General features: G+C 39.1%; 18 protein-coding genes and 1 pseudogene. 2 read left to right on the top strand and 17 right to left on the bottom strand.

The genetic code is table 11. The features are described 5' to 3' along the window. Nucleotides 1-1,300: 1,300 nt before the first annotated feature. From solA to BM195_RS17485, 12 genes are all read right to left on the bottom strand, one after another. The gene (gene solA, locus BM195_RS17540; protein ID WP_090241497.1) at nucleotides 1,301-2,431 is read right to left on the bottom strand and encodes an N-methyl-L-tryptophan oxidase; all 1,131 of its coding nucleotides are present in this window, start codon (nucleotides 2,429-2,431) and stop codon (nucleotides 1,301-1,303) included. 54 nt (nucleotides 2,432-2,485) lie between these two features. Beyond that, nucleotides 2,486-3,913, bottom strand: a complete 1,428-nt coding sequence (locus BM195_RS17535) for a sodium:solute symporter family protein (RefSeq protein ID WP_090241494.1) — start codon at nucleotides 3,911-3,913, stop codon at nucleotides 2,486-2,488. A 150-nt stretch (nucleotides 3,914-4,063) separates the two neighbouring features. Next, the gene (locus tag BM195_RS17530; protein ID WP_090241491.1) at nucleotides 4,064-5,155 is read right to left on the bottom strand and encodes an NAD(P)/FAD-dependent oxidoreductase; all 1,092 of its coding nucleotides are present in this window, start codon (nucleotides 5,153-5,155) and stop codon (nucleotides 4,064-4,066) included. After that, a complete protein-coding gene (locus BM195_RS17525) occupies nucleotides 5,139-5,474 on the bottom strand; it encodes a (2Fe-2S)-binding protein (RefSeq protein WP_090241489.1) in 336 nt (111 codons plus the stop codon). Before BM195_RS17525 ends, BM195_RS17530 begins: the two co-directional genes overlap by 17 nt. Next, a complete protein-coding gene (locus BM195_RS17520) occupies nucleotides 5,467-6,579 on the bottom strand; it encodes an NAD(P)/FAD-dependent oxidoreductase (protein ID WP_090241487.1) in 1,113 nt (370 codons plus the stop codon). Before BM195_RS17520 ends, BM195_RS17525 begins: the two co-directional genes overlap by 8 nt. Continuing rightward, the gene (locus tag BM195_RS17515; RefSeq protein WP_090241485.1) at nucleotides 6,569-6,892 is read right to left on the bottom strand and encodes a (2Fe-2S)-binding protein; all 324 of its coding nucleotides are present in this window, start codon (nucleotides 6,890-6,892) and stop codon (nucleotides 6,569-6,571) included. Before BM195_RS17515 ends, BM195_RS17520 begins: the two co-directional genes overlap by 11 nt. 342 nt (nucleotides 6,893-7,234) lie before the next feature. Continuing rightward, nucleotides 7,235-7,960: a GntR family transcriptional regulator gene (locus BM195_RS17510; RefSeq protein ID WP_090241483.1), complete on the bottom strand. Its 726-nt coding sequence runs from the start codon at nucleotides 7,958-7,960 to the stop codon at nucleotides 7,235-7,237. A 178-nt stretch (nucleotides 7,961-8,138) separates the two neighbouring features. Then, nucleotides 8,139-9,599 (bottom strand): CoA-acylating methylmalonate-semialdehyde dehydrogenase, encoded by a 1,461-nt coding sequence (locus tag BM195_RS17505; protein WP_090241481.1) that lies wholly within the window; start codon nucleotides 9,597-9,599, stop codon nucleotides 8,139-8,141. Nucleotides 9,600-9,651: 52 nt separating this feature from the next. Then, nucleotides 9,652-10,935 carry a GntP family permease gene (locus tag BM195_RS17500; RefSeq protein ID WP_090241510.1) on the bottom strand — a complete coding sequence of 428 codons (1,284 nt, stop codon included), beginning with the start codon at nucleotides 10,933-10,935 and terminating at the stop codon, nucleotides 9,652-9,654. Between the two features lie 90 nt (nucleotides 10,936-11,025). Continuing rightward, nucleotides 11,026-12,222 carry an iron-containing alcohol dehydrogenase gene (locus BM195_RS17495; protein ID WP_090241479.1) on the bottom strand — a complete coding sequence of 399 codons (1,197 nt, stop codon included), beginning with the start codon at nucleotides 12,220-12,222 and terminating at the stop codon, nucleotides 11,026-11,028. A 140-nt stretch (nucleotides 12,223-12,362) separates the two neighbouring features. Continuing rightward, nucleotides 12,363-12,431 carry a helix-turn-helix domain-containing protein gene (locus tag BM195_RS19270; RefSeq protein ID WP_425283939.1) on the bottom strand — a complete coding sequence of 23 codons (69 nt, stop codon included), beginning with the start codon at nucleotides 12,429-12,431 and terminating at the stop codon, nucleotides 12,363-12,365. A gap of 50 nt (nucleotides 12,432-12,481) precedes the next feature. Beyond that, nucleotides 12,482-13,357, bottom strand: coding sequence for a sigma-54 interaction domain-containing protein (locus BM195_RS17485; RefSeq protein ID WP_090241476.1), 876 nt, complete (start codon nucleotides 13,355-13,357; stop codon nucleotides 12,482-12,484). A 235-nt stretch (nucleotides 13,358-13,592) separates the two neighbouring features. Between BM195_RS17485 and BM195_RS17480 the strand changes: the two are divergent. Continuing rightward, a pseudogene (locus tag BM195_RS17480) lies at nucleotides 13,593-15,076 on the top strand (aldehyde dehydrogenase family protein). A gap of 623 nt (nucleotides 15,077-15,699) precedes the next feature. On the opposite strand, the gene BM195_RS17475 reads toward BM195_RS17480, so the two are convergent. The 5 genes from BM195_RS17475 to BM195_RS17455 all read right to left on the bottom strand — a co-directional run bounded on the left by BM195_RS17475 (nucleotide 15,700) and on the right by BM195_RS17455 (nucleotide 23,066). Next, nucleotides 15,700-16,836 carry a M24 family metallopeptidase gene (locus BM195_RS17475; protein ID WP_090241474.1) on the bottom strand — a complete coding sequence of 379 codons (1,137 nt, stop codon included), beginning with the start codon at nucleotides 16,834-16,836 and terminating at the stop codon, nucleotides 15,700-15,702. 209 nt (nucleotides 16,837-17,045) lie between these two features. Further along, nucleotides 17,046-18,452: a sodium:solute symporter family protein gene (locus tag BM195_RS17470; RefSeq protein WP_244535801.1), complete on the bottom strand. Its 1,407-nt coding sequence runs from the start codon at nucleotides 18,450-18,452 to the stop codon at nucleotides 17,046-17,048. A gap of 107 nt (nucleotides 18,453-18,559) precedes the next feature. Next, entirely contained in the window at nucleotides 18,560-19,738 is a 1,179-nt protein-coding gene (locus BM195_RS17465; RefSeq protein ID WP_090241471.1) for a metal-dependent hydrolase family protein, read from the bottom strand. A gap of 919 nt (nucleotides 19,739-20,657) precedes the next feature. Beyond that, entirely contained in the window at nucleotides 20,658-21,440 is a 783-nt protein-coding gene (locus BM195_RS17460; RefSeq protein WP_244535800.1) for an HNH endonuclease, read from the bottom strand. 570 nt (nucleotides 21,441-22,010) lie between these two features. Beyond that, on the bottom strand, nucleotides 22,011-23,066 hold the full coding sequence (locus BM195_RS17455; RefSeq protein WP_090241469.1) for a hypothetical protein: 1,056 nt from the start codon (nucleotides 23,064-23,066) through the stop codon (nucleotides 22,011-22,013). A gap of 112 nt (nucleotides 23,067-23,178) precedes the next feature. Here BM195_RS17455 and BM195_RS18750 point away from each other — a divergent pair. Beyond that, nucleotides 23,179-23,462: transposase (locus BM195_RS18750; RefSeq protein WP_244535799.1), on the top strand; the 284-nt coding region annotated here is incomplete at its 3' end.

The raw sequence follows: 23,462 nt of genomic DNA, 5'->3' as shown, positions 1-23,462 counted from the left end.
CCACATCCAGGCCTATGACAGGATCCATATGTCAATCACTTCCCCTTTTAAAATATTTACCGGCAACCTCTATCTCTCCTACAGTGTCATATCTTCGCTTGTTATACGAGATCATCTTAGATGTCCCAACCAGCCTCACCCATATTGCTGTAAGTAGAGGGGGAACATTTTTGTGGACGGGATCAATTGAAGTCCCACTGGCCCGTTCGTTCTCCTCCGGCTACCTCTATTAAACCATTAAAAATGGCCAACCAGAAAATAAAATTCTGATTGACCTCATAATACGACACAAGCTACTAAATATTAAAAAGGATGTTTCCGCAAAAGTCAGCAACTTCTACGAAAACGTCCTTTATAGTTAATTATTGTGAGGTTATCACTTTTACACAAGAGCAAGACCCTGTCATTTCAGGGCTGGGAGCATACTTACATCATGCCGCCCATGAGCCTACTATTATTCGTAAGTAATATTACTTTTTATAATTCCCTTAATGAAGGGGAAAACACCAATTTTTGAAGTTAAAGTTATTTATTAAATTCTCTCATTTTTCATGTTTTATAGGTTCAGAATCAGGTTCAAACTTGCATTTATTTTAACGTAAATTATTTTTATTTACTGTTAAATACCTTGGTGTTTCTAGTTGGATTTTAGTTTATTTTACCATAAAGATAACTTTCGAGCACTTTTGGATTTACATATGCCGACCCTAAAATTTCTTCCTAATTAACCCTAAGGTATTATTTCATCATGAACGCTTATGTGCTCCAACAATAACTTATGGATGTCTTGTAATTCGTCCATTTCTTCTTCACTTATAATTTTACAATGCGCAATTTTGTTTCGAGTCGGAATGGTCATCAGCAATTGTGAGTACACATCCTTAGGAATACCATCGAAACAGGAATATGCTCGCAACATAGATATAAGCTCATGGTAATTAAAGTTATCGAAATGCTTTGCAGATGGTTATTTCATCGCTAATGATGCAACGGTGAACCATCCATTACCGTAAGTTCCTTCCATGATGACCTCAATATATTGCCTTAACCCAGTTTCAACCCATAAAGAATTCCATAGGCTTCTTTCATAAATTCGGTATTCACGATTTAGATCTCCTTTAACACATGGAATAGGTTTTACGTCTATCTTTATAATAATAATTTCAATGTTTCAAGCAGTAATTCCTTCTTTTATTCATTAAATTTAATTATTCCATCTTGAAATATAACCATCAAATAACCCCACCATATGGATTGGGGTTATTTGATGCTTATTTACCTCACTCTAAATAACTATTAATTAGGCTTTCGCATATCTATACGGGTCAAGGTGTTCGATGGAGTGTTTTGTCTCTCCTTCTGTAATTAGTTCAGCTGCAATCTTTCCGATAACAGGCGACATTTTAAAACCATGACCAGAGAAGCCACTTATAAGAAACGTATTGTCCATTCCCGGCAGGCTACCTACAATAGAATGTTCATCTTCTGTATAAGCATCCATGTACACGCTGGCTCGGACAGGATTTGGAAGCAGGCCTGGCAAAAGCCTTTCGACTGCTTCACCGACTTCTTGAAGTTCCTCATTTCTGACATCACGGTTTAAATTATCTGGTTCCGACACAGTGGACGGATTTTTTGTGTTAGACGCTTTTACCATTGTTCCATCAAGTGTGGGAACACCTGTCAAACGGTAGCCCTTTCGCATTCGGGCAAAAACAGGAAATTTATCCGGCTTAAATTCTTCAATATTCCTGGGCGCAAACCAAGTTAAGACCAAACGTCTGGCAATCAATTGATTCCTTAATCGCGGTAATAACTTCCAAGTCCATGCGCCCGTCGTGATTAATACTTTTCTAACCTGAAACTCTTTATCGTTGGCAACAATTGAAACACCATTTTTGCCCGGATAAATACCCTGCACAGTTGTATAACGCTTAATATCTGCACCTAAGGATTCTGCCCGTTCAACAGCAGATACAACTGCCAGTTCAGGCCGCAAGAAACCCGCATTTTTGTCTAAAACCATAATCTCCTCTGAAAAAAGCCGGTGTTGCGGAAAACGCTCTGTCGCTTCGTTGCCTTGGAGTATTTCATGTTCCAAATCGAATTCATAAATACTCCTTAATAAGCTTTGTATGACGTCGGTATCCGGATTTCCAATTGTTAAACCACCATTTAAGGTTAAAAGCTCACGACTCGATTCGATCTCCAGTTCCCGCCATAATTTTTTTGCCTCAAATAAAAGTGGTACGTACTCCTTTCCTTCCATATAAGCTGTCCTGAATAATCGAGACTCTCCCCCTGCAGCTGTTCTGTCATTACCTATGCCAAACTGCTCAAAACCGATAACAGAGATACCGGTTTTCGATAACTGCCATGCAGCCATGCTGCCCATCGTTCCTATGCCCACTATTGCTACATCAGCATCCATAACTAACACCACTTTCCTTATTTTAATATTATATTATTTTGTATATTCAGAATATTAAGCTCCTACTTCTCCCTTCCCGGAGCTGCCAGCTCCACCTTGTTTATTAAATACAAATGTAAATAGTACAAACCCGACAAGTGATCCTAATATACCAAAAGCAGCATATGGAACCGTTGTACCGATTATTTGAGCTATTGCTGCACTTGTTATCCCGAGAATGATACTAGCCATTGCACCTCTGCTACTGTGCTTCTTGTATTTTCTTAAAAAGAAACCAACAAAAATTGGCACCAATAACCCCGATGCAGAATAGGCATATGTTGCCACTAGCCAATCTAAAGCTTTTGGATACACCAGCGCTAATACAACGGCTAATGTAACCACAACAACTGACATCATTCTTGATACACTTAATAGTTTGCTGTCTGAAACACTGGGGTTGATGTAAGATTGATAAATATCTTTAGTAATATTGACAACCACTGATTGAATTGCGCTGCTGACCGTTGACATGATTGTTGCAATGATGAAAGCCGAGTAAATCCCTAAAAACCATATTGGTATTTGTGTTAAGAACCAGCCTGATGCCAACTCTTCATTTTCCAGCCCTGGGTTCATAGACAATATGGAGATTCCCATAAATGATGCCCAAACTCCGCTAATAATGCCAACAATAGCTGCAATGATAAAACCCTTCTTAGCAATACTGGCACTTTTTGCCGCGTAAATGCGCTGGTACGACATCTGGTTGGTTAATGCGCCCGGGAAAATAGATAATATCCATAGTAAGATTGTAAGTCCACCCACTGCTCCCAATCCTTCAGGAAAACTTGTCATGGACTCTGGTATGGTTGTGGTGATTTCGCCCCAGCCACCTGCCAAATTCCAAGCATATATACCACTTACAATAGACATAATCAGCATCATACAGCCAAACACAAAGTCGGTCCAAGCGACAGATGTCAAGCCTCCAGGCAATACAAAAAATAAGCTAACAATTGCAAATACAATTAACAGAACGGCAAATGGAATACCTGATATCTCAGAAAAGAGATTCCCAAAAGCCACCAATTGCGTACATAACCAACCGAAAGGTACAACAATTGCCATAATAGTTACTGTACTGATCAATATTTTATGTTCACCATATAACTTCCTAAAGATGTCCGGCACAGTTGAAAACTTCTGTTTTTTTAGCCAGTCAGCCAATAAAACCAGTATTACGATACCAATTGAATATATTAAATTATACGTTATTGCGGACCAACCCGCACTGTAACCAATTCCGATATGAGCGACTAGAACCCCGCCCCCCATACCAGTAGCAAACTGACTTCCTGCCACAACATAAAACGGCAACGAACGTCCACCGACTATCCAGTTCTCACTGTCATTCCGCCTTCTGCCAACCCATATGGCAAACACAGAAGCAGCTGACAATAAAATAATTGAACACAAGACAATAGTTAACGTAGGACCCATTCTATCCCTCCAAATATTTTAATAGAACCTTTCAGCCCCTTTTATGTATGAATTCTATGCTGATGGCTGGAATTCAGAACGGACAACCATCTAATTTGAGTTATGCCGATTCCATTAATCACACCCTTTACGATTATAAAAGCTATATCACTATCCTATTGACTGTAACGAATCAAAGCGATTCAAACTGTATCTCTCCAAGTCAATAGAAGTTTCCCCACCTGACAATAATTCCGTCATCAATGTCCCAACTAAAGGTGATAACGTTATACCACTATGCATGGCGGCAATATACCCTTTTTCAATACCAGGTATCCCCCCTAGTATTGGAAACCCGTCTTCCGGCATCACCCGAATGCCTGAGAAACATCTCACCACGTTCACCTTTTCTAAAGCCGGGACAAAGTCAATTGCCATCCTGGCTGTATCCTGAACAATATCCAACGTTGACCGCAGATCATACCCGACTTCTTCCTTCGAATAGCCAATTAATACCTCACCATTATCTGCCTGCCGCACCCCGCCAATAGTATGTGAAAGAAAAGGTCTCAGCGGTTCTGTCACAACTATTTGTCCGCGTACTTGTTTAATCGGGACATCTATACCTAAAAGTTTGCCTAGGCTTTTAGACCATGGTCCACCAGCCAACACCAATTGATTTGAAAAATAATCACCATCTTGAGTCGTAACCTTAAATAATCCGTTCTCTTTTGTAATATCCATCACCGGGTTGTAGAATGAGAATTTTGCCCCGTTTTTTCGGGCTGCTCTGATATATAATTCAATTAAGCGGAATGGATTCACATTTCCATCTATCTTACTGTAGGTTGCCCCAGCAATGCTCCGTGAAAGCGAAGGCTCTTTTTCAAGCACTTCATCGCGACTCAAGACCTCTACTTTGATACCGACTTCTGCTTGTTTTTCTGCAAGTCTCAACGCTTTTTCCCTGTCTGCTTCGGAAAAGAATGGTGCGATGCCACCCGTACGCTTATATTCAACATCACCTATTTTTCTTTCTAAAAACGAATAAAGTTCTGCACTGTACATGTTCAACTCACCATACCATGCAGGCGTTTTATTATGTACCCATACCCAGGCTTGTGTAGATCCGGAGGTACCCGATAACGGGAAATCCTTATCAATTGACAATATCTCCTTGTTTCTTTCTTCTGAAAGATGATAAGTAATACTACTTCCCACTACACCACTCCCAACCACTATCACATCATAGCTTTTCTTCATGAACAGTCTCTCCTTCCTCCGTTGATTCTCCAAAGACTGATGTAACAGAGGATGCTTGGCTACCAGCCAAAGCACCCATTCGGGTAACTCCAAGAGGCACACGCATTCTAGGCGGTCTAATTTCATGTAATGGCTGTCCTGTCTTATCACTAATAATTTGACGAACCAGATTCATACAACATTTGGCCTGACAGGGACCCATGCCACAACGGGTAAGCCGCTTAATATCGTTGAACGTTCGAGCCCCCAAATTGATTGCGGACTCGATCTCATCTATATTGATTTCTTCACACCTGCACACAATTGTTGATTTATCCATTGGTCAACCCTCCAAAGACAGAATCTAAATATACTGGCAGTTGGATACCTGTTTCATGATGAAAATTCCTAATAACATCAAGCCGTGCATCCAAGGCCGAAGGATTTTCCGCTGATTCGATACGATAAAGTTCGCCCCATAAGTATTTCTTTTCCTCTTCAATCTTTAGTGAATTTGCAGCATTTGATTTTTCCAGTATACTTGCGGCTGCAATCTCACCTGTTAGTAAAATACCACCTATATTTGTGATACCAGCTGCATTGCCCGCAATATAAACGGAAGGACTCGTTGTCTCAAATCTACTGTCATATTTGGGTAGCCATCCTCCAAGTTTTTCTTGATAGGTTAAATCACAGCTCATGATTTCGAAAGGTTCAAAAATGGGTGTCATACCCTTCGCAATACATATAAGATCAACATCATAAACACTTTCAATTCCGTCAGTATTCACATATACTTTTTCGACTTCTCCTTTTCCTATTGCTCTTTCGATGGCACTGTCCAGTAAAACCGGGATATCTACCTCGCATAACAGCTCATCGTTTTGGGAAAGCAATTCATTTCTGCTTTCAACAATCCCTTTAACCGCAACGCCACAATCATTTAATTGTCTGGCAACTTCCAGTGCAAAATTATTGGATCCTAAAATAAGTGCTCTTTTTCCCGGTAGTACACGCTCACGGTTGATTAGTATTTGAGCAGCTCCGGCTGTCATCACGCCAGGTAAGGTCCATCCCGGAAATATATCAGGTTCTTCCATTGCCCCAGTTGTCATAATAACGTTAGCCGCTTGAACTTGGAACGTACTTTTACCATCCGTTACGCCAATGCTCCCATTGTTATAGGCACCAATCATCTTATGGTTTTCCAGAATTTTTACGTCCAATTTTCTTAATCGATCTATTAAATAGTTAGCAAGCTGATAGCCCCTCTGGTTTTCAAAGTGCTGAGGTAAATTATTATAAAATTGCGTTTGTTGGTTTAATTGCCCGCCAAGTGTAAACCACCTATCAATCACCGTTGTTTTCAATCCATTCGAGGCTGCTTTATAAGCGGCATTCAAGCCAGCTGGGCCACCGCCGACAATTAATAAATCAGTATTCATTTTCTCCCCTCCTGACATCAGGGTCTGATAGATTCGAATAAACTTCCATGCCTTCTTCTACGAGCGTCGAACAGCTGAGAACGTGCTCAAGCCCGTCAACCGTCACAAAGCAACTGTAGCATCTGCCAACGCCGCAGAATAACCCCCTGGATTGCTGCAGCTTCCTGCTTACTCCCATTTTCTTAATACCGTTGGCCATTATAGCCGCTGCAATAGTCTGACCTTCTTTTGCGTTTAAAAGTTTATTATTAAAATAGAATTGTATTGTTTTTCTATCATCTTTTCCTAAGACTGGATGATTGGTTAAATGCATCACAATCGCTCCCTTTAAAAAATATAATGTTATATTGTTTTATCGGATGATGATGACCTACATCTTGGAAACGAATTGATTTTCCAAAGTATTGATCTTTGGTACTTCACAGCAAACGATGTTACCAACTCAATAATTCCGTTCCCGACGGACTACCTGTTATATGACATCTTCCTGAATAATTTCATAAGGAGTGATGATACAGGATTATTTTATGAATTGATCGTAACCATAAACCTGGTAGGAGATTGCTTTTCCCGCCATTAACATTTACTTCGACAACAATGGAAGACGGTTATTATTTGTTCAAATAACAGGCCCCATTGATGTAAACTCTTTCCCTTAGAGTTGTACTTCAAGATAATATTTTGCTTGATTTTCCTTTAATATAAATTTTGAATACTCAATGATGTCTTGTTGTTTAGAGGTTGTAAAACGTTCGAGGACAATTAACTGTTCACCTTTTACAACGTTTAACAATTTCTCCTCATACTCATGTGCCACACTAGTGGAAAAATATATTTTCGCTTTATTTAACTCAACACCATATTTTTTGGTATATATATTATAAAGTAGGTTATCCTCTAAATCGTCAACTGATAAGTTAGGAAATGGATCGCTTGGAACAAATGAATATTCAATAATCGCAGGACTGCCATTCTCAATTTTTAAACGGATGATTTTATAAACCCGATCTGACTGATTTATATGAAGCTTCTTTGCTATCTTTGAACCAGCGCTATCTTTTTTGAAACTGAGCAACTTGTGAGGGTGTTTTGTTGATTTTGCTAGTTTATCATTGTGAAGTGAGACCATTTTCGAAATATCCTGTTCTTCTTTTTTGATTACAAACGTTCCTTTGCCACTTTGCCTATGTAAATAACCTTCATAGACAAGCTCATGAATCGCTCTTTTTATAGTAATGTTACTCACACTAAATTGTTCAGCTAGTTCCCTTTCTGCCGCTAATCGATAACCTGCTTCCCACTCGCCAGAATCAATTTTCTCTTTCAAATAATCCTTAATCTGTTGATATAAAGGAATAGATAATGTTTTATCAACTTCCATCTTCTTCTCCTCTTTCTTTAATTAATTATAATATTATAAGTTTTAATTATCTGTAATTTTTAAATATTATAATACCCAAATTTTAAAAAGTCAAATTTTTTTATATAGTAAAATTAATTAAATTTATATAAAACTTAAAAAGCACAGCATTTGTGTCACTGTGCTTTTTAAAAAATGTTTATACCCAACGTGTCGTAATAACTTTCTTGCGTGTATAGAACTCAACGCTATCTTTACCATTGGCATGCAAATCACCGTAGAAGGAATCCTTCCAGCCTGAGAATGGGAAAAACGCCATCGGAGCCGGAACACCAATGTTAACACCCAGCATGCCTGCATCGATCGTTTCCCTGAATTGACGCACACTGCCGCCGTCTCTTGTGAAAATGCATGCACCATTCGCAAATGGTGATTCATTTGTCACGTCAACCGCTTCATCAAGGTTTTTTACCCGTACAATCGATAACACGGGGGCAAAAATTTCATCCTGCCAAATCTTCATGTTTGTCGTAACGTTATCAAAAATGGTTGGCCCGACGAAATAGCCTTTTTCCTGCGCACGGCCTTCATCACGTCCGTCACGAACGAGCTTGGCACCTTCTTCTTCACCTGTTTTAATATAATTTAAGGTACGGTCTTTATGCTGTTCACGGATAACCGGTCCCAAGAAGACATCATCATCAAGGCCATTCCCTATTTTTACATCATTTGCTTTTTGGACGAGCTGCTCAATAAATTCATCGGCTACCGATTCTTCGACAGCAACAACAGACGCTGCCATGCACCGCTCACCCGCAGACCCAAATGCAGCATTGAGAACTTGAGTGGATGCATTATCGATATTGGCATCGTTCAGGACAATCGAATGGTTTTTCGCTCCGGCCAATGCCTGCACACGTTTCAAGTTGTCTGTTGCGCGTTTATACACATACTCTGCAACCGGCTGGGATCCTACAAATGAAATAGCTTTTACCTTTTTATGATCGAGTAAACCGTTGACGACATCGTGTGCCCCATGAACGATATTGAACACACCATCAGGAAGACCCGCTTCTGTCAGCAGCTCCGCCAGACGATTTGCCAAAAGCGGTGTCCGCTCAGACGGCTTCATGACAAATGTATTGCCGGTTGCGATTGCCATCGGGAACATCCAGCACGGCACCATCATCGGAAAGTTAAATGGTGTGATACCACCTATAACACCAATCGGGTAACGATACATGCCCGACTCGAGACCAGAAGCAATCGATGCAAGCTGATCACCCATCATTAAGTTGGGTGCGCCTGCTGCAAATTCAACGTTCTCAATTCCGCGCTGCACTTCTCCTTTTGCTTCTTTTAAATTTTTTCCGTTTTCGATCGTAATAAGCTCAGCGAGTTCATCCCAATGGTCAACAAGCAGCTGCTGGTACTTGAATAAGATACGCACGCGTTTTGGAACCGCGGTCTCTTTCCACTTCTGGAACGCTTCCTGGGCAACGTCAACCGCATGATCGACATCCTCTTGAGTCGAGATTGGGACTTCCGCTATCGTTTCACCGGTTGCCGGGTTAATGACAGCTTCAGTCTTGTCACTGTCAGCCTCAATCCATTTGCCACCAATATAATTTCCAAGTGTTTTAACTTCTGTATTTGACATATAAAATACCTCCTATAAATTTAACTTATCAATTATAATTTTATTTTTTAGTTTAAAAGATTGTATAAAGCAAAATAGCTAGGAACATAACAATTGTCGGAACAACGACACTGACAAAAAAGATTGGTTTATAAGACCGCTTATGGGACTCACCACAAATAACCCGAACAGTGGTTACAACATACCCATTGTGCGGAAGCGAATCAATACCACCTGATGCCAGAGCTGATATACGGTGCATTGACCCAGGATCAACGCCCTGACTCAAATAAATGGGTGCCAGAATTGGCAGCGCAATCCCCAATCCCCCAGAAGCAGATCCTGTAATACCACAAACAAGTGTGACACCAATTGCTAAGCCCAATAACGGAGGTCCAGGCATGCTAACCAATGCATCTACCATACTATCAAATGCTGAAATTTGTGCAGCTACACTGCCAAAACCAACAACTGCACAGGTATTCGCTAATGCTACCAAGGCATTTTGTGTCCCGGTGGCCAACGGCTCCCAGAATTGTTTTAAGAAGCCGTTCATGGTTGTACACGCCAAGAAGATACCTGTGGTCAAGGCAACCAATAGTGCTGCTGTCGGGTTCATAAATTGTGCTAAAACATTCAGTAGGACAATAACCATTATCAGCGGAATAAACGAAACAATAACATTTGGCAAATTCTTTCTAACGGACATTTCTTCATCTGCAGGATCTTCAATCGCAGCGGCCATTTCATCGTTTGAGGACGGTTTATACGGTAATGAGAATTCTTCACCGTTGTTAACAGCCTGTCTGACCATTTTTCCAAGCCAGATACCCCCGGCCACCATTATAATCAATGCAGAAAGCACACCAACAAACCCACCCGCAGTAGGTGTTGTGCCAAAGTGTTCGGTTGGGATGATATTCTGAATTTCAGGTGATCCTGGTGCTGTCATTGTAAAGGAAATTGACCCAAACACTAAAGCTGCAGGAATAAATCGATGTGGTAAGTTGGCAGCCCTAAACAATGATAAGGCAATCGGATAAACAGCAAAACCAACCACAAATAAACTAACACCACCATATGTCATAATAGCCGCGGCAGCTACGACAGCAAAAACGGCGCGTTTAGTACCTAATGTATTTTTAATCCATTGCGCGATACTTTCAGCCGATTTCGTATCTTGCATAATTTTCCCAAATATAGCACCTAACAGAAATACTAGAAACCATGAAGCAAAATAATCAGTGAAGCCTGTCATATAATTGTCCATTAAGGCCGTCTGGAGGTTAAGTCCTCCTGTAATCGCTACCAAAACAGAACAAATAATGGCTGCTATGATAATATTTATCCCTTTCATGGTGAGATAAATCAGTAATGCTAGTGAAACGATTAGTCCTATTTTAACCAATGGTCTCCAAAAATCTCCCTCCCCCTTGCTAAACTTAAACTACTTCAGTTCAACACCTGAAGCAAAATTATAATCAAAGCAATAATGATACAAACTTTCTATTTCTTTATGAGATGGAACTTTAGGGTTATTCCCGGGGCTTCCACTTTCCAAGGCATCTACTGCCATCTTAGTTACGGCGGTTTCAAACTCTTGGCTATCGATACCCCAATCCTTTAAGTTAGGTATCTCCAATTTAAGACACAAGTCTTTAACTGAAGCTACGGCAACATCTGCAGCTGTTTCATCAGATTCATTCTCCATTTCCGGATTGAAAATCCTGCCCAAGTCCGCCAGACGCTGCACAGCTGAATCTTTACTGTATTCCAAAACCGCCGGCAGCAGCATCGCATTTGAAAAACCATGTGGTACATGAAACAAAGCTCCTATGGGTCTTGACATGCCATGAACCAGACATACCGATGCATTTGAAAATGCTAAACCTGCTTGCAGTGAACCCAGTATCATCCTTTCACGTGCATCAATATTATCTTTGTCCTGATATGCTTTCGTAATATTATTAATAATTAACTTCATTGCTGAAAGCGCCATCATATCTGTCATCGGGTGAGACTGTCTGGAAATATACGCCTCAATTGCATGACTTAACGCATCGACTCCAGTAGCTGCTGTGACATGTTCAGGAGCTGACATTGTTAACAGTGGATCAACGATGGCCATTTCAGGTAAAAATACCGGCTGCTTTATCATCATTTTTACATCATTCGTTGTATTCGTGATCACTGTAGCATCGGTTGCTTCAGACCCAGTCCCAGCAGTCGTAGGGATAGCAACATGTGGCAACGCTTTCACTTCAGCTATTTTATTTCCGCCCATGTAGTCACCAATATAACCTCCGTTTGTAGCAAGTACCGCTACAGACTTAGCAGTATCGATGCAACTGCCACCACCAAGTGAAATAATTACATCACATTTTTCTTGTTTTAAGACGTCCAATGCTTCTGCAACATAGACATCAGTCGGTTCAGAATCAATTCCTAAATAAACAGCACTTTCTATCCCTTCTTTTGACAAATAATTTCTGCACTCACCGACATTTTCTAGTTTATCCATTATTTTGTCACTAACAATAAGTGCCTTTTTACCTTGTTTCGCAACTTCAATGCCAACGGAATTAAAAGCCCCCCTGCCATAATTAATATTGTGTGGTGAATTAAAAACAGCAAAATCTTGCATTATATTCCTCCTTTCTGCCTTTGCATTTTTCAAAGCAAAAATCATGCCAATAATTAGACGCCATAAAAACAGGTTCTCAAAAAATAAACTGTAGATATATCGCTACAACCATTTTCGATGTGTAGCAGATTATCTACAGTTTAAAAATTATATTTTTTAATTTTTTTATATAACGTTGTCCGATGTATCCCCAGTTTACGAGCAGCAATTGTTTTATTGCCATTCGACTCATCAAGAATGATTCAGCTCTTTTTCATTGTCACTGTAACCCGTATAATTTAAAAAAATTATTATTTGCATTATCTAAATTTCTCATATATTCCGGTAAATGATTCAAGGTTATTGTATCGCTATCTACCAGTACAACAAGTCGTTCGATTACATTTACTAATTCTCTAACATTCCCTTTCCAAGGGTAATGAATAAATGCTGACATGGCCTCGGAGGTCAACTCTTTCACAGAAACTTGGTGTTTTTGGCAGGTTGTTTCCATAACATTTGAGATTAATGAAGGAATATCAGGGGTTCGTTTACGTATAGGGGGAATATCAATATCCACAATATTCAGTCTATAAAAAAGATCCTCCCTAAATTTTCCTTCTTCAACCATCTTCCACAAATTCCGGTTTGTTACTGCAATAATTCGCGTGTTAACTTTATATTTTTGTGTACCACCGACGCGCTCAAATTCCTTATCCTCAAGTAAACGCAGTAATTTTGTTTGCATGGTTAATGGCATTTCACCAATCTCGTCCAAAAAGAGGGTCCCATTTTGGGCTAATTCAAATTTTCCTTGTTTTCCACCTTTTTTTGCCCCAGTGAACGCCCCTTCTTCATAACCAAATAGTTCCGATTCAATTAGGTTTTCCGGAATGGCGCCACAATTAACATGAACAAAAGCCCCCGATGAAAATGGACTTAACTCATGAATCCCACTTGCATATATTTCTTTTCCCGTTCCGCTTTCCCCCGTAATCAAGACTGTCACATCTGTTTTTGCGACCTTTCGTGCAGTGCGTTTTAGATTTACGGTGCTCTCACTGACACCTATAATCTGATCCAGTGTAGTTAGCTTTGTTTTTCCATGATTGTCTCGCGTATTTAGCGATTGTTTATTGGTTTTGAATGCGATCATAGATTTGATACAATTCTGAAACACCTTCAAAAATTAACATACCAATCGCACCAACCACCACATCATTCTTCCAGATTGGGATGCGGTGAACAATCATCGGCTGGCCTTACAAGATCTGGCTGGAGGACCCTCACGCAGGCCAAGGTTGCCGTTAACTGAAGAAGAAGATAGAACATTACAAGAGATTTTAAACAAGCTAGAGATTGTTAAATATTAATGAGGAGGCTATGTTTCTATGTCTACTAAGGAAATTGTTTTGAAACCAAAAGTAGAAAAATTTTAGAAGGTGTTAAAGGACTTTACATCAATGGAGAATATGTTCAATCAAAAGACGGAAAAACATTTGAGGTTTTAACCCCCGCCACAGAAGAGGTTCTTGCAGAAGCAAACGAAGCACAGGAATCAGACATTGATGTTGCTGTGGAAGCAGCCAAAGAAGCTTTTGAGAAAGGCGAATGGACCAAAATGGAGGCAGCGGAGCGATCGCATTTGATATATAAATTTGCCGATCTGCTGGAGGAGAACCGTGAAGAGCTTGCACAGCTTGAAGCTTTGGATAATGGGAAGCCTTATGAAGTGGCACTTGAGGATGATGTAGACGGAACAATTCAGCATTTCCGGTATTATGCCGGATGGGCGACAAAAATAACAGGTAAAACCGTTAATGTATCCCGATTATTTTAACTATATTGTTCATGAGCCGGTTGGTGTGGTCGGACAGGTCATCCCATGAAATTTCCCTTTAGCCATGGCCGGTTGGAAGTTAGGATCGGCACTTGCTGTCGGTTGTACGGTCGTAATCAAGCCAGGGACAGAAACACCATTATCACTGCTCTATGCAGCACAATTGTTCAAGGAAGCCGGATTTCCAGATGGTGTGTCAATGCTTTACCGGGCGCAGGTCGTGTCGCAGGTGAAGCAATCATTACGCATAAAGATATTGCGAAGGTAGCATTTACAGGTTCTACAGCCGTTGGACAAAATGTGATGCAAAAAGCATCTAATGATATAAAAAGTGTTACATTGGAGCTTGGTGGTAAATCCCCTAGCATTATCTTTGAGGATGCAAATCTTGAAGAAGCGATTGAGGGTTCATTTGATGGCACGATGTATAATCATGGTCAAAACTGCAGTGCCTGTACGCGTCTCTACGTTCACCGCAGCCATTATGATGAAGTTGTCGAGAAAATAGCTGAGCGGGCTAAAGCAGTAAAACTCGGTCTAGGGATGGATGCTGAAACAGAAATGGGGCCGCTAATATCAGCAAAACAACAACAAACGGTTCTTGAATACATTGAAAAAGGAAAAGCTGAAGGCGCCCGCTTGGTTGCAGGGGGCAACAAAGCATTTGATAAAGGATTCTTCGTCGAACCAACTGTTTTTGCCGATGTTGAAGATGATATGACCATTGCCAGAAAAGAAATCTTCGGACCAGTTATCTCGATATTCCCTTTTGATAACGAAGAGGAAGTCATTAGACGAGCAAATGATAGTGAATATGGTCTGGCAGCCAGTGTCTGGACAGAAAATATTCGCAAAGGTCATCGTGTATCTGGAAAATTACAAGCTGGTACTGTGTGGATTAATGACTTCGGACTGGAACTTGAAACCATGCCATTCGGTGGTTATAAAAAATCTGGTGTCGGCCGGAAAATGGGCGGTGAATATGGTTTATCAAACTACACTGAAGTAAAAAGTGTTTTAGTTAAAATAAAATGATCTTAGGGACAACGAACGTTTCATCAATTATTAGAAGAAAAGTCACTTTTATTAAAAAACTTACAATCCCTCTAAAATGATAGTCACTACGTAAATGGCAAATAATGAGTTAAAAATGGCTCCAATTATCAATTTTATTGATTGGAGCCATTTTGAGTTTGATTTGATTCATCGTCACTATCTATGTTGATTTGTAGTCAAGGTGGTGTACAGTTGTAGGAAATAGATTGCATAGGCACATAAAAATGAGTTTACCATTATACGCGATACGCGGTTGAGATGCGAGACAAACCGATTACGCAATATTTCTCACTATGCCGTTCAATCGTATGAAATATCATTTTGTTGAAGCTTTATTTCAAAGTTCTAATTGCCAAACCATTGGATTCGTCCTATCATCTATAAACATAAAGACACCTAAAGTGTGCTTTTGTTTATTAGGATCAAAAAATAAGCGTGATGTTTCATCAATGATGATGGATTCCACGCTTATTTTTTTATTTACTGGGAGATGGTCCCAGCACCTCTAGAATAAAAACATGAGTAGTTTAAGTGGCCTTGTTGATCAAATGAATAACACGAAAATTTTATTTCATTATCAAATTAATAATACCTTCCTCTATTCAGCGATAGGTTAAATCATTAAGTTCCCTCGGAAATTCGGTTATTAATTTATTTCCATTTTTCGTTAAGATTAACGTATCTGAATGTCGAAATCCACCAATTCCTGGAATAAATATGCCTGGTTCAATCGTAAATACCATACCTTCTTGAAGTACTAAGTCGTTATCAAACCTTAAATATGGTTTTTCATGTGCGGATATACCAATTCCGTGGCCAACACGATGATTAGCGAAATCTACAAAACCCGCCTTTTTAAGAGTATTTCGAGATACTTCATCTACTTCAGCTGCTGTAACTCCGGGCTTTATAAAATCCATTGCATTCTGTTGAGCAATTTTTGCAGCTTCAAAACCCTTCTTTTGATCATCAGTTAATTCACCCAAGGCAATAGTACGTTCAAGTTCAGCTCGGTAACCATTTAATGAAACTTGTCGACTATGGATAATAATATCACCTTTTTGTAGTTTACGTGTATTCGAAAACACGTGTGGCATGATGGTTCTTTCTGTTCCAGACGGTGACATAGCAAATAAATCGAGTGTCGAGTCAGGGTGTCTTTTAGCGGTTTCTTCAAACAAAGCTTTTGTTCCAACTGCATCCATTTCAATTTCTGTAATTCCTTCTTGACACGCATTTAACGATGTACTAACTGCTAAGTTAGATAATCTCCCTGCTTCCTCAATTAATACAAGTTCTTCTTTATCTTTTACATAGCGCATTTCTACAATTTTTTGACCAATATCCACAACTTCAAAATTTAATTGTTGAATAAAGTTTACTTTCTCTGCAGAAATTGAAGCCATATCCACCCCGATTTTAGAGCCTTGAGAATAGTTATCAAGTAAAGACCTAAGTTGATCAAGTGGATTAGTTCCTTTATGCGCCATTTCGGGGTGCTCATAATAAACTGTAATATCATCTACTTTAGCCTCATCTTTAGCATGTACTTCTTCTAAGGCTGGAACAATCAATTTAGTTGAATCTTGATCTACTAAAAAAATAATTGGTCGTGAATACATAACAGCCTTGAAACCGCTTAAATAATATTGATGATCTGGGTTTGCAACAATAGCAGCAACTAAATCTCTTTCGTTCATATAATTTCTCATTTCAGTTAAACGATGGTTAACGTCCATTATTAATCACTCCTAAATAATTGTATAATAATTTTTTTAAAATTCATTTAACTAAATATTGGTTTAATAGCACCTGTACCGTTTGTCTATAACAAAGTGCAATCACCTTATTTATGTGTTTTAATTAAGACTGAATGGCCGTTGCCTTTCTAGACTCGTTAAAATTCTAAACACTCTCGTTTTCTTACATCTATTTTTAAGGCTGATGTTCAATTGAGTTTTCTTTCACTGGCGTCATTGCTCTTATCAATTATTCTATTGTTTGTAACTAACGACGTTATAACAAGTGCAAAAACAGATAGAGGCAGAGATACAATTACACTATTCCAATCTAAAGGCTTGCCAAGTACCTGTTCCCAAATAATGGTTGCACTGCCTCCAACTATAATTGATGCTAACGCCCCAGTGGAAGTTGCTTTTTTCCAAAAAAATGCTGCTAATATCACCGGTGTAAGAGCTGCACCATACATAGTATAAGAATACATTTGTAACTCCAAAACACTTGGGAAAAACGCACCTAAGAAATACCCAAACGTTCCGAGACCAACCACTGCTATACGATTTAGCCGCAAATACCTTTGCTGAGACAATTCCCCTTTAAAATTAGCATATATATCATAAATAATATTACCTGCACTTGATAATAGAAACGAGTTAGATGTTGTTATAATCAATGCAATGGCTGCAACTAAAATCACTGATCCAATTGGAATCGGTATCCCATCTGCCGCAACTTGCAGAATTGCCATGTCGGTATTTTCAAGAGATGGATATAAGATTACAGCTGACGCTGCAATAATAATTACAGCCATCAAAATGAGTGCATTTCCAATAAAAAAACCGAAGATTGACTTATTTGCTGCATTTACATCTTTTGCGGAAGAGAAACGGTTGTACATATTTTGATCACCCATAATTAACAACAATGTTGGTAAAAAGAAGCCAATTAATTGGATGGCCGATAGTCCTCCGGACCAGGATAATTGGTGTGCAGGCAGTTCATTTGCTAAACCTGAAAACCCATCAACGGTAGGGATAACAAAAGGGAGTGCTACTATTAAACCAAAAACAATTAAGATAGAGCTAACAAAATCGGTATATGCTACTGAGAACATACCACCAGTGGCAGCTAAAAAGATAACAAAAACCGCTATTAACAATGACCCAGTACCTGGAGATAAATCTGTTATAGTACTTAAAAGATTTCCTCCACCAATGAATTGATAGGCAGCAATCCCCACATATGCTAAAAGCATAAAGATTGAAGCTACCAAACGCGTAGTACTCCCAAATTTAATCTCTAAAATCTCAGGTAGTGTATTTTTTTCTAGCCCCCTTACTTTCCCAGCAACAAAGTATAAAAAAATAATCCCGATAGGCGCACCAGCAAAATAAATAATACCTGCAAGTGGTCCGTACTGATAGACGAAACTGGCACCACCTAGAATTGTTCCAGACCCAACCCATGTAGCTAACAAAGTTCCTGCCAGTATCACTCCTGGCAGCCGACGTCCTGCTACTAAGAAGTCCTCCCCTGTTTTAATCTCACGTTTGGCAAAATAGATACTGAGAAGCAACATACCGACAACGTACAAGACAATTATTACTATATGCATTAATAATTCACCATCCCTTCAATTTTTTTTTGCACACCCTATAAAATGTGACGACCTTTATATTTGTTTGCCCCCCTTCATGACTTATTTTATTGCTTCATAACATTTTACAAATGATTAGAAACTAATTCTCCGTTTTTATAAACACACTTTACATTTTTCACATTATTCAGATCCTTCAAAGGGTTTTGTTTAACTAAAGTAAAGTCCGCTACGTAACCCTCTTTTATTTGTCCAATTTTCCGGCCTAATATTTTGCCAGCATTAGATGTAGCCGTTTTTAGCACTTCTTTATTATTAAAGACAATTCTTTGCATAACTAAGAGTTCATCTAATATTGATGGATGTACAACACATGGCGCCCCTGCATCAGTGCCGCACCCAATTAAAATGTCACGGTTAAAGTAATTTTTAAATGCATGTTCATGAATTTCGACTATTTCTTTTGCCTTTTTTTGCGCATAACTTGGTATTCCACTAGCATAAGAATTTTGTTGATACGTAAACAAAGTGGGTACCCACGCTATATTTCTATCTTCCATCATTTGGATAAGTTCTTCATCTAAAAAATGACCATGCTCAATACTATCCACACCTGCCTTGATAGAATTTAAAATACCATCCCTTCCTATGGCATGGGAGGCGACTTTAAGGCCAAATTGATGAGCTACTTCACAAATCGTTTTTAATTCTTCATAGGTAAGCTCTGCATTTAATACAGACTCACCTTCATCTCTTCCATAAACCCCTCCTGTTGCGCTAACTTTTATTACCCGAGCCCCCTTATAAACCTGCTCTCGCGTCGCTTTTAAAGCATCAGTGGTTCCATCCAGAAACCTCGCCCAAAAAGGATCATGTCCTCCAGTCATCGTTAAAGTTTTGCCGCTTGCTATCAAATTCGGCCCATCAATAATGCCCCTTTTCACTCCCTGAGCAACCTGCAATGATATGTCATTGATAGAACCAACATCCCTAATAGTTGTAATGCCATGACGAAGGTATCTTTGACAATTAGCTACTGCTCGTATTATCTTCTGTTCATAGCATTCTTTTTCTTGAGTTTCTACAGGATTAAGCGACCCGTCCCACATTAAGTGAACATGAAGGTCAATTAACCCAGGAATCATATATAAACCTGAGGCACTACTTGTTGGTATATCTTTTGGAAGTTCATCTCTTGGTACTACCTTACGAATAACCCCATCTTTAACCAACACTGAATGTTCCGATTTTTCAATTAAATCTTCGCCATAAAGAATGTTCACATCAGTTATAACTTGATTCATTAAAACCCGCCTTTATAGATTACTTAAATTACAATACTAATTTTAATATGCAAAAAACATGCCAATTCTAATGTATTAGTTCCTGAAATTTCTTATTGATGTTTTGTAAGTTTGTTTCATTTAAGTGTTAATCAGCTATATTCTAAAAAACTTTACAGTTGCAAAATCCTCCTTTTCAATTGTCAGTACCTTCAATTCATTATGACTATGTTGAATATTTAAAAAAGTGTAAAACAAGTTATACACAACTTGAACATAAAACATGTGATTAGTAATTCATCAAATCCTTTACTTGAACAATATATTTAAATCTTGATGCAAACATTTTTGCAGGCGACAAAAAGATAAAGAAGCATATAAATTATCATATAAATTATCCTTTCCATATCGAAAAAGGAAGTCATGAGGCCGTCCTCACTTTTCAAATCTAAACCACTTTGCTAAAGATGAATCCTAAGGCTAACAAAAACCAAGTTCTTTCATGTAAAAAATGAGCGGTAGCATAACCAGCTTCTCTTTAGTAGACAATTTCTTTTATGCAATCCCCCCCAATCTTGTTTATGGCAACTAAAATTGTAGTTTTTGGCAGATAATTTATGTAGTAGTCAGGAACAAAGATATATAAAGAAAAAACCACTTGCTAAACTTTCCAAATAACTATAACCACCTCGTTGGACCAAAAACGTAAAAAGGAGGTAATTAGGAGATGTTAACAGTGGTTAAAATCTCCAATCAAAAAGGAGAAACATATGCCAACGTAGGCAGAGAGATGGGTATAGATTCAAGTATTCAAGTACGTTTAATAAACACGCTAATCAAGAGGAACTCATGATGAGAGAAAGGCAGTACGAAAATCCACCAACGTGGATCCAGTTAATTTTCTCCTTCCTTCAGCTCAATTGTTTGAATTAGTTCACCATTATACGATGAAGCGTCCCCCCCCGTAATGCACGCGTCGGTGACAGTTGGGACAGATCGCTGCAACTGCTTCTGGTTGGTCTGCTCCACCATCCGACAAGCGATAAAGATGATGCACTTCTAAAAACGGCGTGCCATCTTTCTTTACGAAAGGCGCCTCTTCCCCGCACGCTTCACAGATACCGTTCGCTCGTGTTAACGCGTATGCTTTTACGGCGGCCGCCCGATATCGCACCTGTACTTTCGTTTCTCTTGGGTCCTCTGATGTCTCTACCGCTTCCGCAATCTCTCGTAGATGCCCTAACGAATGAGTCGTTGCGTCGAACTGAGACGCTTCCGATTCTTGTTCAATATGTTCCACCCGCTCTAAATAAAAGACAATCGCTTCTCGTTCATCACCATTATGGTCCGGCACAAATCGTATTTCATGACCGACGTACGCCATTTCGTCAATAAACTCTACAATCCCGGAAGCGACGTATTGAAACAGGTAAATGGTTTTTCCGTTTTCCACGTGATCTCGAATCGCTTTGTTTCCCTTCGTAAACGTCATGCTGCCGTACTGGCCTTCTCCGGTGTAGTAATACATCGTTGAGGTTTCATCCCATCCATCTCGGTACCCGTATTGTTCGCCAGACTCTCCGGTAAAGATAAAAATATACGGATAGTTCGCTGGCGTTGAAATGCCGCCCTGTTGCTGGCCTTTGTATAATTGATGAATCTGACGTCGTTGATACTGCTTCCCTTTTTCAAAAGGGGCGTTGTACTCTAGTGTCGTTATCATAGTTTTCAACTCCTATGTATTTCGTGAAATTGCTTCCAGGCCTTCCACAATATTTTCAATTGTCTCATTGATCATTTGATGGCTAACCCTTTAAGCTTCTTTTCTGCCAGTGCAATTAGCTTCTACCACAACACGATTTTGGTTAGGTTATCTCACTGTAGCCTATGAATTCCAAATTAATTCGCCCTTCCTTTCACATCACCGTACGTACCGGTCCGTATATGGTGATTTCTTTAAGAATTACGTAATGATAGATACTCGTTTAGAGGTCACGCAACCCTAAACCACACCAAGAGGAGTTGATTAGGGTTATTTGTAATACAAGATTTTATGAAATTTTCCAGTGCGCCTTCCGGAAATTTGCCCATTCGTGGGCTTTCCCCTTTGGTCCCCAAGGCTAATTAAACTCTTCTTCCGTGCCCGCGTCAATCTCCATTCTCTCCATAAACTCATCCGTAAGCGTCCCCCGATCCCAGCTACCTAGTTTCCGGAACATCCTTCAGAGCGAAGTATCCACACCATTCGATCAAAAACTTAACTTATTCAGTTTTTGAAGATAAATAAAAGGGCTTATTCATCTTCTTGTAAATTTCCTAAACTTTCAATCATAGGAATTAGCATTGGAGAAACCATTTTTGTAAATTCTTCTGCTTTAACAGAGGGATCTTCATCGGTGTCTTCTGAATTTAAATGGTTAATAACTCCTAACCCCAGCAATACCATCCCATATTTGTATCTATTTTCGATAATAGAAGCACCCTGAAGACTCTTTGATTTTTTTTCTGTTAGCAAATGAATATTATCCAGGTTGATATAGAAGTCAAAACCGCTATCCCCATTGTTTACTACTTTCAAGGCCGATTCATCTGTCAGATTGTGTTTTTCCCATTCATCTTTCCGAATTTCAATCACGTTGGGTAAAGCTAAGCGAGATTCATCTTCTCGTGCGTCGTCTCCATTACCTCGCCCTTTCTTTCTTTTTCCTTTTACGCCCTTGTTTTTATATTTCTGTTCTTCTTCTACAATGATAGTAAATTCTTCAACAAAAGGTTCAAACCTGGTCTCATCATCAACAATCAAAGTATAATTAAGCTCCTGTCCAATGATTGCTTCTTCAGGGATACGAATATTCACTGTAGCAATCCCATTGTGCAAGTTTAAATTGTAATTTTCTGCTATTTCACCATTTAGATTCAGCTGTTCTTTTCCTGGTTGATTATCTCTATCAAAGTATTCGTTTTCTGCATCTGTTTCGAAATTAACTCTAGTTCTAACGTTTTTTGGCACTCGCTTTACAAATTTATCTTTTTTCCTACCTTTTATTTGAAAGAAAGTTGGAAAAAATTTACCTTCAAACTGTTTTTGCTCGCCAACTTCATGTAAGTTCAGGGGGTTTGACAATCGTTCACCTTTAAGAAATATCTGAGAAAGAGTAGGTGATTTTTTCAAAATATTGTCGATCATATCAGTAAGAGGTTTATCATCTTGTATTTTACTCTGCAAATCTTCTCTTCTCCGTCTTTCACGAAGTTCTTTTAACATTGAGTGATTTTTAATTACTTCTATAAGTTCATCTTCCATACGACGGCGAAGTTCACCATCTCGAAGTCTATCTCTGCTATTCATAAATAAATCTTCACGATCTCTACCCTCGAGATTTGTGGATAGGTTACACTAAGTTAGACAGATTCGTTAAGGTCATATAAGCTTGATTCAAATAAATCTGAGGAGAATCAAAATGACCAAGCGAAAAAGAAGAACATTCTCACAAGCTTTTAAGGAACAAATCATTCAGCTACATGATGCCGGGAAACCAAGAGGTGAAATCATTAAAGAATATGATCTTACCCCTTCAGCCTTTGACAAGTGGGTTCGTCAACATCAATCCAGCGGCTCCTTTCAAGAAAAAGACAATCGTACACCAGAACAGGAAGAGTTGATCAAGCTTAGAAAAGAAAATCAAAAGCTGGCCATGGAGAATGATATTTTAAAGCAAGCTGCGCTGATCATGGGACGAAAGTA

This window comes from Lentibacillus halodurans (assembly GCF_900112045.1).
Taxonomy (GTDB): Bacteria; Bacillota; Bacilli; order Bacillales; family Amphibacillaceae; genus Lentibacillus; species Lentibacillus halodurans.
This window is presented reverse-complemented; position numbering and strand designations above follow the sequence as displayed.